This is a genomic window from Mesorhizobium sp. M0037 (assembly GCF_040323635.1).
GTDB lineage: Bacteria > Pseudomonadota > Alphaproteobacteria > Rhizobiales > Rhizobiaceae > Mesorhizobium.
The window spans coordinates 118,996-131,159 of sequence record NZ_JAMYVB010000007.1; the positions used below are offsets into that span (position 1 = coordinate 118,996).

Genomic DNA, 12,164 nt, shown 5'->3' on the forward strand with positions numbered 1-12,164 from the left:
CATGGAACTGGGCGAAGCGCGCGAGGTGAGGACCACCTGCCCCTATTGCGGGGTGGGTTGCGGCGTGCTGGCGAAAGTCGCCGCGGACGGTGAAGTCAGCGTCCGCGGCGACCCCGACCATCCAGCGAACTTCGGCCGGCTCTGCTCCAAGGGCTCGGCCCTGGCCGAAACCATCGACCTCGACGGCAGGCTGCTCTACCCCGAAATCCACGGTCGCCGTGCCGGCTGGGACGAGGCGCTCGACCGCGTCGCTTCGACCTTTTCGCAAACCATCGCCGAGCACGGTCCTGACTCCGTCGCCTTCTATGTCTCCGGCCAGTTGCTGACCGAAGACTACTATGTCGCCAACAAGCTGATGAAGGGCTTCATCGGCTCGGCCAACATCGACACCAATTCGCGGCTATGCATGGCCTCCTCGGTTGCCGGCCACCGCCGCGCCTTCGGCTCCGACACCGTGCCCGGCACCTACGAGGATCTCGAGCTCGCCGACCTGATCGTGCTGGTCGGCTCCAATCTCGCCTGGTGCCATCCCGTGCTCTTCCAGCGCATCGCGGCGGCCCGGGAAAAACGACCGGAGATGAAGGTCGTGCTGGTCGACCCGCGCCGCACCATGACCGCTGATATCGCCGACATTCACCTGGCGATCGCGCCGGATGGCGACGTTGCTTTGTTCACTGGTCTGCTCGCCTGGCTCGGCCAGCACAACGCACTCGACCGCGCTTACATCACCGCCCACACGACCGGCTTCGGGCAAGCGCTCTTCGCTGCCTCGAAACTCGATCTTGCCGGCGTTGCCGCCGCCACCGGCTTGAGCGAAGAGGAGCTTGCCCGCTTCTATAGCCTGTTTGCCACCACCGCAAAGACAGTGACGGTCTACAGCCAAGGCGTGAACCAGTCGTCTTCGGGCACTGACAAGGTCAACGCCATCATCAACTGCCATCTCGCCACCGGCCGCATCGGCAAACCTGGGGCAGGACCGTTTTCAGTGACCGGCCAGCCCAACGCCATGGGCGGCCGCGAGGTCGGCGGCATGGCCAATATGCTGGCCGCCCATATGGAGATCGAAAACCCCGAGCACCGCGACCGCGTGCAGCGTTTCTGGAATGCGCCGGCCGTCGCCTCAAAGCCCGGTCTGAAGGCGGTCGAGATGTTTCAGGCGATCGCCGCTGGCCGCATCAAGGCATTGTGGATCATGGCCACCAACCCGGTCGATTCGATGCCGGACGCCGATGCCGTCGAGGCAGCGATCAAGGCTTGCCCGTTCGTCGTGGTGTCGGACGTGCTGGCGAGCACGGACACCGTGCGCCACGCTCATGTGCGGCTGCCTGCCGCCGCATGGGGCGAGAAGGACGGCACCGTGACCAATTCAGAGCGCCGCATCTCGCGCCAGCGCAGCTTTCTTGCGGTGCCTGGTGAGGCGCGGCCGGATTGGTTGATCGTCGCCGAGGTGGGCAAGCGGATGGGGTTTGACGAGGCGTTTTCCTATTCGTCGCCAGCGGAAATCTTCGCCGAACACGCCGCGCTGTCGGGGTTCGAGAATGACGGCGCACGGGATTTCGATATTGGTGGTTATGCTGGTGTTGATAAGGAGGCCTATGCAGCGCTTGAGCCTTTCCAATGGCCGGCGCCGAGCCCAGCCATCCCCCTCTGGCCTGCCGGCCATCTCCCCCGCAAGGGGGGAGATCAGCCGTCGCCTCGGCCTTCGCCAATTACCAACGATGCAGAAGATATGCCGGCGTCAAAGCTGCCAATCTCCCCCCTTGCGGGGGAGATGTCCGGCAGGAGAGAGGGGGGTGTTCAAGCGGGACTTGACCCTTCCAACACCCGCTTCTTCGCCAACGGCAATTTCTACAATCCCGACCGCAAGGCCCGCTTCATCGCCATTCGTCCCATCGTCGAGACACGCACCAGCCCGGACTATCCGCTGATCCTCAACACCGGCCGCGTTCGCGACCATTGGCACACAATGACCCGCACCGGCAAAAGCCCACGTCTCTCCCAGCACATGGCCGAGCCCTTCGTCGAGATCCACCCGGCGGATGCCACGCATCACGGCATTGGCGACGCCGACATCGTGCGCGTCTCCAGCCCGCGCGGCGATGTGCTGGTGCGCGCGCTGGTGACGGCACGCCAGCGCCAGGGGAGCGTGTTTGCGCCGATGCACTGGACTGACCAGTTTTCGGCAAAAGGCCGGCTCGACACGCTGACCGCGCCTCTGACCGATCCGGTTTCCGGTCAGCCTGCGCTGAAACATGTCGGCGCCCGCATCGAGAAGTTCGCCGCGAGAGCCTTCGGCTTCGCCGTGGTGCGCCGCAAGCCGGTGGCGGTCGCAGCAGATTACTGGGCCGTGGCCAAATGCAAGGGCGGCTGGCGGGTGGAGCTTGCCTTTGCTGACGACGACATCGACTGGGCTGGTTTTGCTGGTTCGCTTTTCGATGTTCCCGTAGCCGATACGCTCGCTTATCACGACCGCGATACCGGCCAGCATCGTATTGCTGCCTTCGACGACCAGCACCTCGCCGGGGCTTTGTTTATCGCGTCGGGACCGGTGGCGGTTTCGCGGGGTTGGGCGGCACAGCAACTCCAGGAGGTTCACACCAGCCAGCGCGAACGCTTCAGGATCGTCGCCGGTCGCGCCGGCGCCGATCGGCCCGATTCGGGCGCGACCGTCTGCTCCTGTTTCAGCGTCGGGGTCAACCAGATCGCGGCGGCAGTGGCAGCCGGGTGCGCGACAGTCGAAGCCATAGGCGGCGCCCTGAAGGCCGGCACCAATTGCGGCTCCTGCCGGTCCGAGATCCGGGCGGTCATCCAGGCCAATCGGGTTCAGGCTGCGGAGTAGATGCGGCTGGACGGGGAGGGGATCTGAAGATACCCTCTTGGGCCACCAAGGCCATCGATTGCGGAAGGTGGTGGCGGTCCTTTTCGGGCCGCTATGAGCGCGCCGGCAGGGGGATCACCTGGCTTGGCTGTCTAATCCAGCCGGTCGCGCAGGATGCTCCAGGGAAGCAGCATATTCGGCGCATAGCGCACGAGGCTGTGCAGCGGGATCGGCGCTGGCGGCGCGAAGGGGAGCGGCAGATATCGGGCGTCCGTTCCGCTCGCCCAGTCCGCCAGAACTTTGCCCATTGCCGTGGTCATGGCGATGCCGCGGCCGTTGCAGGCGAAGCCGGCGATCAGGCCCGGGCCGAGGTCGATGAGACGCGGCAGGAAATCCGGCACCACCGCCGCCACGCCTGTCCAGCTGTAGGCAAGCGGCGGCAGGTCAGGCAAATCGAGATGCCTGGCGAGCCGTCGCCAAATCGTTTGCGGCAAGCGCGTCTCGGCGCCGGCGCCGACGACATGCATGCCGCCGCTGATCAGCCGGTTCTGGCCATCGAAGCGGCAGGTAAAGAGATTGCGCCTGGTGTCGCCGACGCCCTGGCCGCCCGGCAGCAGGCGCGCTCGTATGGCGCGCGGCAGCGGCGCGGTGGCGATCTGGAAGATTTTCAGCGGGATATAGGTCCGCGCCAAGGTCGGGTTCAGCTCTCCACCATAGGCGTTGGTGGCGACCAAGACCTTGCCCGCTCGCACAGTGCCGGACGCCGTCTTCAAGGCCCAGCCATCCGGAGTGCGGTCGATGGAAGTGACACGCGTCTGCTCGAAGATGCGCGCTCCTGCCTTTTCCGCGGCATCTGCCAGGCCGCGTGCGTACTCGACCGGATTGAGGACACCGCCCGAGTTATCCATCCAACCGCCGGCGTAGCCGCCGATACCGGTGAGCGTCGTGACCGCCATGGCATCGAGCGCAACGGTCGGCCTGCCCCGCGCCGCCCATTGCTCGGCGCGCGATCGCGTCTTTTCCAGCGCGGCGGACGAATGCGCCGGCTGGATCCAACCATTCTGCACAGCGTCGCATTCGATGCCGTGCCTCTTGATCAGGCCGAAGACGAGATCAGCGCTGCCGGCGGCGAAGTCAACCAGGCGCCCGCCGCGCTCGGGTCCGAGTTCGGTGATGATGTCGTCTGGATCCCGCTTGGCGAAGTTCGGAACGACGAAGCCGGCATTCCGGCCGGTCGCACCCCAAGCGATGAATTCGGCTTCGAGGACCGCGACCGAAAGCCCTTTCTCAGAGGCATGCAATGCCGTCGACAGGCCGGAAAAGCCGCCGCCCACAATCGCGAGATCGACGTCGAGTCCGCCTTGCAGCGCGCCCCGGTCGCGGCGGTTGCGGCTGACGGCATGCCAGAGCGAAACGCCATACGCTTGCTGCCGGATCATGGCATTCATGATCCGGCCTCGTTCTCGTTGGCCGCCGCCTTTGTCTGTGTGCCGGGCTTCGGACGGCGCGGCCGGTCGCCGAACAATCCGTTAGGCCGGATCAGCAGGATGACGCAGAGCATGACGCCGATGGCGATGATCTGCAGTGAGGCCGCGCGTGCTTGCTGCTCGGGCGCAAACAGCACGCTGGTCAGCGTGCCCGACCCCGCCCATATCGCCCAGACCAGGATGCTGCCGGCAACGGCGCCGGCATTGCTGCCCGAGCCGCCGACGATCAGCATCACCCAGACCTGGAAGGTCAGGATCGGCAGATAGTTATCGGGCGCGATGAAGCCGGTGAAATGCGCCTGCAAAGCGCCGGCCAGCGCCATGATAGCGCCGCCGACGGCGAAGGCCTGGACGCGGTAGAAGCGCGCGCTCTTGCCCAGCGAAATCGCCGCTCGCTCGTCCTCGCGCAGCGCCTTGAGCACGCGGCCCCAGGGGCTGCGCGACAGGTGCTCCAGAGCGAGATAGGCGATCAGCGTCACAGCCGAAACGACGGCGAGGTTCGACAGGTTGAACAGCAGCGGCGTTTCGGCAAGGCCGCCGAACGGGCGCGGGATGAAACCGATGCCGAACGGGCCGCCGGTTGTTTTCTGCGCGTTGAGCGCGACCAGCTGCACGACGACGGCGACGCCGAAGGTGGTGATTGCCAGGTAGTCGGATCGCAGACGCAGCGTGGCCATGCCGGTAAGTGCTGCGGCGATACCGCCGACGACCATGGCGCCCGCCCAGCCGACCAGGATCGGCAGACCGAAGCCGCCGAAGCGCGCGGCATCGTCCGGGGTCGTCAGCAGCGCCGATGTATAGGCGCCGATGGCGACGAATCCGGCAAGGCCGACATTGAAAAGGCCAGTCAGCCCCCACTGCAGATTGAGCCCCAGTGTGACCAGCGAAAAGATCAGTGCGGTGGTCAGGAAGAAGGCGCCGTAGCCGAGCAGGTCCATCAGCGTTCCCTCACACCAAACAGGCCGATCGGCCGAACGAACAGCACCGCCATCAGGATGATGAAGGAGATTGCGGCGCGCCATTCGGCGCCGATCAGCTGCACCGCACCGGCTTCGGCAAGACCGATGATCAAGCCGCCGAGCACAGCGCCCGGAATGCTGCCGATGCCGCCGAGGATGGCTGCTGCAAACATCGGCAGCAGCATGTCGAAGCCCATGAACGGGCGGATCTGCACCAGAATGCCGATCATCACGCCGGCCACGCAGGCCAGCGCCCCGCCGATGATCCAGGTGACACGCACAACGGAGGCAACGTCGATACCGACGATGCGGGCCAGCGCTGCATTCTGGCTCAGCGCCTGCATGGAGCGGCCGGTCTGCGTGCGTGTCATCAACAGATGCACGCCGAGCACCAGCACTGCGGTCAGCAGCAGCAGCGCGATCTGATCGGGCGTGATGCGGATGCCGAAGCCGACCGGCATGGCGATCTGGATCGCCCGGCTGAAATAGGTCGGGCGTGAGCTGAAGGTGAATTCGAGCAGGCTGCGCAGCGCCATCGAGGCGCCGAAGCTCGCCATCACCACGATGATGGCTTGCCCCTGCGAACGCAGCCGCGAAAACAGCACCTTGTCGAGCAACAGCGCCAGCAGGGCGGTGAAAGTCATGCCGACAACCAGCGCAACCAGCAGCGGCCAGCCGAAAGACAGCGGTCCAATGGGCGCCACCTTGCCGAACATCGCGCCGATGGCGCTGACGACGGCGAGCGTCGCATAGGTTCCCCAGGCCATGAAGTCGCCATGGGCAAAATTCGAGAAGCGCAGGATCGAATAGGTCAGCGTCACGCCGATGGCGCCAAGTCCGATCATCGAGCCGGTCAGCAACCCATCGACGACAAATTGCAGGCTCATGCCGCGCCTTCCTTGCCGGCGTGAGACGGGCGTTGGCCGAGATAGAGTTCGGCGACGACAGGATCGTTCCACAATTCGGACGCCACACCCTCGTGCCGGTCCTTGCCTTCGACCAGCACATAGGCGCGGTCGCCGATGGCCAGCGCTGCCTTGGCGTTCTGTTCGACCAGCAGGATGGTGACGCCGGACCTGCGGATGCCGGCCAGCATCTCGAACACCATCGATACGAATTTCGGCGACAGGCCGGCCGACGGCTCGTCGAGCACCAGCACCTTGGGATGGACGATCAGCGCGCGTGCGACGGCGAGCATCTGCCGCTGTCCGCCCGACAGATTGCCGGCGGCGGTGCGGCGCTGGCGGACGAGGTCGGGGAAGGCCGCATACATTTCCTCGATGCGGGCAGGGATTTCGCGTCGCTCGAGGATGCCGCAGGCGACTTTCAGATTGTCCTCGACCGACATCAGCGGAAAGATGTTCTCCGTCTGCGGTACGAAGGCGAGGCCGAGCCGGACCATGGTGTGGGCGGGCGCGGCGGTTATGTCCTTGCCGTCCAGGAACACCGCGCCGCCGGTGATCGGGACAAGGCCGGCGATCGCCTTGATGAAGCTCGACTTGCCGGCGCCGTTGGGGCCGAGCACGACGACGATCTCCCCCTTGCTGACGGTGATCGAGGCGCCGCGCACGATCGGCACGCCAAGCTCATAGCCGGCTTCGAGGTTGCGCACGTCGAGGACGGTCTCGTTCATGTGGCGCCCCCGAGATAAGCCTCGATGACGCGCGGGTCGCGGGCGACTTCCTCTGCCGTGCCTTCGCTGAGCAACTGGCCGCTCGCCATGACCAGCACGCGGTGGCAGAGCCGCGTTACCATGTCGATATTGTGCTCGATCAGCAGGAAGGTGATGCCGCGCGCGTTGATGTCGCGGATACGGTCGATGATGATCTCGAGCAGCGTCGCGTTGACGCCGGCCGCCGGTTCGTCGAGCAGGATGATCGCCGGGTCGGCCATCATGACGCGGGCGAGTTCGAGCAGCTTGCGCTGGCCGCCGGAAAGCACGCGTGCCGGCTCGTGCGCGAGATGGGTGAGAGTGACCAACTCCAGCAGCTCGAGCGCCTTTGTCCTGGCAGCCCTTTCTTGTGCCGCGACCCGACAAGGCGTGACGAAGTTGGCGAGCAATTTTTCGCCGGCTTGGCCCTGCGCCGCCAGCATGATGTTTTCGATCAGCGTCAGATTGGGCAGGGGGCGCGGGATCTGGAAGGTGCGGCCAAGACCACGGCCGATACGCAGATGAGCGGCTTCGCCGGAGACGCGCGTGCCATTGAGCAGGATATCGCCGCTGGTTGGCAATATGCTGCCCGCCAACAGATCGAACATCGTCGTCTTGCCGGCGCCATTCGGCCCAATCAGGCCGAGGATTTCGCCCGCTTTGACATCAAACGAGACATCGTTGACGGCGACAAGGCCGCCAAAACGCCTGACGACGTTTCGTGCCGTCAGAACCGGCGCACGGGTCTCCTGCCGTTGGCGCTCCGCTGCATCGCTCATCAAACCCTCTGGCCGAAGACGATCGTTGTCGCCTCCTGATTTTGATTTGTGATCACACTTGCTTTGATCACGCTATTCGGCTTTAATTCCATTCGCAAGCCGAAAACGGGGCAAATGCCGGTAATGCAGAAGGCTGCCATCGAAAAGAACAACGAGACGATCGCAGCCCAGCTTACGCCGGTCGGCCGCGAGACCGTGCAGGATCGCGTCTATTCCGAGCTGCGCCGTGCTCTGATCGGTGGCCTTTTCGAGCCGAACCAGGTGCTGACCATCCGCGGTCTTGCCGATGCGCTGGTCACCTCGACCATGCCGGTACGCGAAGCGCTCGGCCGGCTGATCACGGAAAAGGCGCTGGAGGCGCTGCCCAACCGTTCCGTGCGCGTGCCGCCGATCACGCTGGAGCGCATCGACGACCTCCTGCGTGCCCGCTCCCTCATCGAAGGCGAAGCGATCGCGCTTGCCGCCAGGCGCATGAGCCCGCGCCAGATCGCATCGATCGAAGCCATGCTGGGCGAGTGGGACGAGATGCGGGCCCTGAAGCACAAGAAGGATATCGATCGCGAAGCGACGCTCAACCAGAGCTTCCATTTTGAGATCTACCGCTGCTGCGGCTCGGCTGTGCTGATCCCGATGATCGAAAGCCTCTGGCTTCAATCGGGTCCCTGCATCCGCGTCGCCATCTATGCCTTCTCCGAGGCAGGCGAGGTTGATACCGCCCACTATCATCGTCGAATTGTCGCGGCACTTGCCAAACAGGATGCGCAAGCGGCGCGCGAGGCGCTGGTAGCCGACATCAGCCGCCCCTTCGCCTTCCTGCGCGACAAACTTCAATCGGCGAAGGACTGACATGACCAAGCCCGCCATCGGCATCACAGAACCACGCTCGAAGCTTTCCGTGACGGCGCTGCTATTGCCCGAAAAGGCGCCGGAGAATGCCGCCTTCCTGCTGGCGTATCTGGCGCAGCCACGCATCATCCCAGGCATCCATGCGATGTGGACAGGACCGGAAATCTCGTGCCCGGTTCCGTCAGCCGATCTCCAGGGCCAGGCCTATGCCCAGCCTCTGCCACCGGAGAATGCAACGCTGACGCCGCAGCCCGGCGATATCGTGCTGTCCTATGTGCCGCCACGCGTGTGGGGCGGCAATCCCAATGCCATCTTCGATATCGGCCTGTACTACGGGCAGGGGGCGCGGCTGCTGTTCCCGATCGGCTGGCTGGCCGGTAGCGTGGTCGCGCACGTGCTTGCCGGAGAGCGCGATCAGTTTGCCGCCGCCTGCGGCGTCATCCGCCGCAACGGCGCCTGTGACATCACCTTCAGCCTGGTGGAGGCCTGAATGGCCGACGACAGTTTCGAACTCTTCGATCTGCGCGTCGAAGCGGTCATCCCCGAGGGCAGGCCGGTCTATTGCGGCGCCAGGGCCGGCGACTATTTCGAACTCAAGGGCGAAATGCTGTCGCTGCCGGCGGGGCAGGGTTTTTCGATTTATTCGATCTCCGCCGTGTTGCCGCTCCTGGCGGCAAAGCAGCGCCCGACGCATGCAAATGACTGGATGACCTCGGATGCCGAGATCGCCTGTCCCGATCCCAATTGCGCCAGCCGGCTCCGCATTGTCAGGATTGCCAAGCGGCGGTTCAGCCATGCCGAAACCACAGCGGTGCCGCTGCCGAAGGAGACCGACAAAAGATGAGCGCCAGGACGATCGAACTCAGCCCCGGCTATACGATCTCGCGCGTCATCCGCGGCGGCTGGCAGCTCGCCGGTGGCCACGGCGCCGTCGACCGCAACCAGGCGGTGACCGACCTGATCGCCACTTTCGATGCCGGCATCTGGACCTATGATTGCGCCGACATCTACACCGGCGTCGAGGAACTGATCGGCGCCGCGCGCCTGCGGCTGGCGCGCGATCGCGGTCTCGATGTTGCGGCCAGGATGAAGGTGCACACCAAGCTGGTGCCGGACCTCGAACGACTGGCAAGCATCAGCCGCGACTACATCAGGGGCATCGTCGATCAGTCGCTTCGCAGGCTGAAGACGGAGCGGATCGATCTCGTGCAGTTTCACTGGTGGGATTATGACCAGCCTCGTTACGTCGAGGCGATGGGTTGGCTCGACGAGCTTCGGCTGGAAGGCAAGGTGCGCAATCTCGGCACCACCAATTTCGATACGCCGAGGCTAGCCGAAATCCTCTCCGCGGGCATCCCGCTGGTCAGCCAGCAACTGCAATATTCAGTGCTCGACCAGCGGCCGGCAAACAGCCTTGCGGGTCTTGCCGCTAAGAACGGTGTCCGCTTCCTCTGCTACGGCTCGGTGGCCGGCGGCTTCCTCAGCGACAAATGGCTTGGCGTGGCCGAGCCCTCCACGCCGCTCGAAAACCGCTCGCTGGTCAAATACAAGCTGATCATCGACGACTTCGGCGGCTGGGAGCTGTTCCAGTCCCTGCTCAAGGCGCTGAAAGCGGTCGGCGATCGCCACGGCGTCGACATCGCCACCATCGCCTCGGCATGGGTGCTCGAGCAGCCGCAGGTCGCGGCCGTCATTGTCGGTGCGCGCAACCAGGCACATGCGCTGGCCAATACGAAAATCATGGACGTCGCGCTCGACGCCGACGATCGCGCGCGGATTGCTGCCGCCATCGCACAAGGCACCGGCCTCGCGGGCGATGTCTACACGCTGGAGCGCGACCGTCACGGCCGCCATGGCTCGATCATGCATTACAACCTCAATGCGGGGAAGAAATGAGCGGAGAGCCTTCCCTTTTTTCGCGTGCCAGCGCTGAAATCATCGACCTGCATCGCTTCTTCGTCGACTGGTTTGTCGCCGCGCGAGCCGACGCTGTGGAGTTCGGCCGCTTCGAGGCTGTCATGGGCGAAGGCCTCACCATGGTGGCGCCGAATGGCCAGATCCTCGATCGCGACGCGGTCGTAGATCATGTCCGGACAAGCCGCGCCACTTGCGACGACGGTTTTGCCATATCGATCGAGGACATCAGGCCGGGTTGGCAGGACGCGGACACGATCGTCATCTTCTACATCGAGGCGCAACTGCGCGCCGGCAAACACAGTCGCCGGCAGTCCAGTGCGGTCTTCACCACCAGTTCATCGGCACCAAACGGCGTCGAATGGCGGCATCTGCATGAGACCTGGCTGCAGGCGCCGGAAGGCTGAACAGGCAAAAGTTCAAACAAGAAAAGGGGAACGGCAATGAAGAAGACGATACTTCAAATCACCACAGCACTGGCTCTCGTGACGATGGCCGGCGCCGCACACGCAGCGGACTGCAAGATCACCGTCGGCCTGGTCATGGAGCTCACCGGTCCGGCCGGCGAATACGGCCAGGCCGGCGCGAAGTCCGTCGAAATGGCCTTCCGCGACATCAATGAAGCCGGTGGCGTACGCGGCTGCGATCTCGCAACCGACACGCGCGACAGCCAGAGCCAGGGCAATATCGCGGTCGATGCCGCGACCCAGCTGGTACAGGTCAAGAAGGTGCCGGTGATCATCGGCGGCATCATCTCCTCGGTGTCGATCCCGATTTTGACCTCGGTCACCGGGCCGGCCAAGATCGTGCAGGTGTCGCCGGCTTCGTCCTCGCCGACGCTGACCGCCCTTGGCCGCGACGGCAAGACCAACGGCATCTTCTTCCGCACCATCACGTCGGATGCGCTGCAAGGCGTGGCCGCCGCCAAATACGCCATCGACAAGGGCTTCAAGAAACTGTCGATCATCCATGTCAACAACGACTTCGGCGTCAACATGGTGGCCGAATTCTCGCGTGCCTACAAAGCGCTCGGCGGCACCATCGTCTCCGACACGCCCTATAATGAAAAGCAGTCGAGCTATGCTTCGGAAGTGACGGCGGCGATGGGAGGCGAGCCGGACGGACTCTACCTCGTCAGCACGCCGGTCGACGGCGCAACGGTCGCCCGCACCTGGATATCGCAGGGCGGCGTGCAGAAATTCCTGCTCAATGACGGCATGAACAGCCCGGACTTCATCGAATCCGTCGGCGCCGATTATCTGAAGGATGCCTATGGTACCTCTTCCGGCACCAGCCCGACGGCATCCACCGACTATTTCCTGAAAAACTACAAGGAGTTTTCGGGCATCGAACCGTCGAACCCGGCAGCCGACCGTTCCTATGATGCCGGCGCCATTGTCGGTCTCGCCATTGCCATTGCCGGCTCCGAGGATCCAGCCAAGATCAAGGATGCCATGTACAAGGCGGTCGATCCTGCCGGCACACCGATCTATGCCGGCAAGGACGAGTTCGCCAAGGCGCTCGGCCTGATCAAGGACGGCAAGCCGATCCGCTATGAAGGCGTCATCGGTCCGGTCAGCTTCGACAAATATGGCGACATCACCGGTCCGTTCCGGCTGTGGAAGATCGTCGACGGCAAGGTGACGACCGACGGTGAAATGACAACCGACGACGTCAACGCGCTGCAGGCGAAATTGCAGTAGGCGCCGG

General features: G+C 64.5%; 12 protein-coding genes. 7 read left to right on the plus strand and 5 right to left on the minus strand.

The features are described 5' to 3' along the window. Position 1: 1 nt before the first annotated feature. Positions 2-2,839 carry a molybdopterin-dependent oxidoreductase gene (locus NKJ78_RS13405; protein ID WP_352562472.1) on the plus strand — a complete coding sequence of 946 codons (2,838 nt, stop codon included), beginning with the start codon at positions 2-4 and terminating at the stop codon, positions 2,837-2,839. Between the two features lie 131 nt (positions 2,840-2,970). On the opposite strand, the gene NKJ78_RS13410 is transcribed toward NKJ78_RS13405, so the two are convergent. The 5 genes from NKJ78_RS13410 to NKJ78_RS13430 are packed head-to-tail and all read right to left on the minus strand — an operon-like array spanning position 2,971 to position 7,694. Further along, on the minus strand, positions 2,971-4,266 hold the full coding sequence (locus NKJ78_RS13410) for an NAD(P)/FAD-dependent oxidoreductase (protein ID WP_023682692.1): 1,296 nt from the start codon (positions 4,264-4,266) through the stop codon (positions 2,971-2,973). Then, entirely contained in the window at positions 4,263-5,246 is a 984-nt protein-coding gene (locus NKJ78_RS13415; protein WP_023682691.1) for a branched-chain amino acid ABC transporter permease, read from the minus strand. Before NKJ78_RS13415 ends, NKJ78_RS13410 begins: the two co-directional genes overlap by 4 nt. Next, complete coding sequence (locus NKJ78_RS13420; protein ID WP_023745643.1) at positions 5,243-6,151, minus strand: branched-chain amino acid ABC transporter permease; 909 nt, start codon at positions 6,149-6,151, stop codon at positions 5,243-5,245. The genes NKJ78_RS13415 and NKJ78_RS13420 overlap by 4 nt, the downstream gene beginning before the upstream one ends. Beyond that, complete coding sequence (locus NKJ78_RS13425) at positions 6,148-6,897, minus strand: branched-chain amino acid ABC transporter ATP-binding protein (protein ID WP_352460170.1); 750 nt, start codon at positions 6,895-6,897, stop codon at positions 6,148-6,150. The genes NKJ78_RS13420 and NKJ78_RS13425 overlap by 4 nt, the downstream gene beginning before the upstream one ends. Next, on the minus strand, positions 6,894-7,694 hold the full coding sequence (locus tag NKJ78_RS13430; protein ID WP_352460169.1) for an ABC transporter ATP-binding protein: 801 nt from the start codon (positions 7,692-7,694) through the stop codon (positions 6,894-6,896). The genes NKJ78_RS13425 and NKJ78_RS13430 overlap by 4 nt, the downstream gene beginning before the upstream one ends. A gap of 123 nt (positions 7,695-7,817) precedes the next feature. Between NKJ78_RS13430 and NKJ78_RS13435 the strand changes: the two genes are divergently transcribed. Genes NKJ78_RS13435 through NKJ78_RS13460 form a run of 6 tightly spaced genes read left to right on the plus strand, consistent with a single transcriptional unit; the run spans position 7,818 to position 12,157 of the window. Then, positions 7,818-8,540, plus strand: a complete 723-nt coding sequence (locus tag NKJ78_RS13435) for a GntR family transcriptional regulator (RefSeq protein ID WP_023686960.1) — start codon at positions 7,818-7,820, stop codon at positions 8,538-8,540. Between the two features lies 1 nt (position 8,541). Next, positions 8,542-9,030, plus strand: a complete 489-nt coding sequence (locus NKJ78_RS13440) for a DUF3830 family protein (protein ID WP_023738365.1) — start codon at positions 8,542-8,544, stop codon at positions 9,028-9,030. Continuing rightward, entirely contained in the window at positions 9,031-9,384 is a 354-nt protein-coding gene (locus NKJ78_RS13445; protein WP_023738366.1) for a TIGR04076 family protein, read from the plus strand. Continuing rightward, positions 9,381-10,436 (plus strand): aldo/keto reductase, encoded by a 1,056-nt coding sequence (locus NKJ78_RS13450; RefSeq protein ID WP_352460168.1) that lies wholly within the window; start codon positions 9,381-9,383, stop codon positions 10,434-10,436. The genes NKJ78_RS13445 and NKJ78_RS13450 overlap by 4 nt, the downstream gene beginning before the upstream one ends. Next, positions 10,433-10,861, plus strand: coding sequence for a hypothetical protein (locus tag NKJ78_RS13455; RefSeq protein ID WP_023667860.1), 429 nt, complete (start codon positions 10,433-10,435; stop codon positions 10,859-10,861). The genes NKJ78_RS13450 and NKJ78_RS13455 overlap by 4 nt, the downstream gene beginning before the upstream one ends. 36 nt (positions 10,862-10,897) lie before the next feature. Beyond that, positions 10,898-12,157 (plus strand): ABC transporter substrate-binding protein, encoded by a 1,260-nt coding sequence (locus NKJ78_RS13460; protein WP_023692246.1) that lies wholly within the window; start codon positions 10,898-10,900, stop codon positions 12,155-12,157. Positions 12,158-12,164 lie beyond the last annotated feature (7 nt).

Coding starts and splice junctions, on each gene's coding strand:
- NKJ78_RS13405 (WP_352562472.1), top strand. CDS start 2: ATGGAACTGGGCGAAGCGCGCGAGGTGAGGACCACCTGCCCCTATTGC.
- NKJ78_RS13410 (WP_023682692.1), bottom strand. CDS start 4,266: ATGAATGCCATGATCCGGCAGCAAGCGTATGGCGTTTCGCTCTGGCAT.
- NKJ78_RS13420 (WP_023745643.1), bottom strand. CDS start 6,151: ATGAGCCTGCAATTTGTCGTCGATGGGTTGCTGACCGGCTCGATGATC.
- NKJ78_RS13425 (WP_352460170.1), bottom strand. CDS start 6,897: ATGAACGAGACCGTCCTCGACGTGCGCAACCTCGAAGCCGGCTATGAG.
- NKJ78_RS13430 (WP_352460169.1), bottom strand. CDS start 7,694: ATGAGCGATGCAGCGGAGCGCCAACGGCAGGAGACCCGTGCGCCGGTT.
- NKJ78_RS13435 (WP_023686960.1), top strand. CDS start 7,818: ATGCAGAAGGCTGCCATCGAAAAGAACAACGAGACGATCGCAGCCCAG.
- NKJ78_RS13440 (WP_023738365.1), top strand. CDS start 8,542: ATGACCAAGCCCGCCATCGGCATCACAGAACCACGCTCGAAGCTTTCC.
- NKJ78_RS13445 (WP_023738366.1), top strand. CDS start 9,031: ATGGCCGACGACAGTTTCGAACTCTTCGATCTGCGCGTCGAAGCGGTC.
- NKJ78_RS13450 (WP_352460168.1), top strand. CDS start 9,381: ATGAGCGCCAGGACGATCGAACTCAGCCCCGGCTATACGATCTCGCGC.
- NKJ78_RS13455 (WP_023667860.1), top strand. CDS start 10,433: ATGAGCGGAGAGCCTTCCCTTTTTTCGCGTGCCAGCGCTGAAATCATC.
- NKJ78_RS13460 (WP_023692246.1), top strand. CDS start 10,898: ATGAAGAAGACGATACTTCAAATCACCACAGCACTGGCTCTCGTGACG.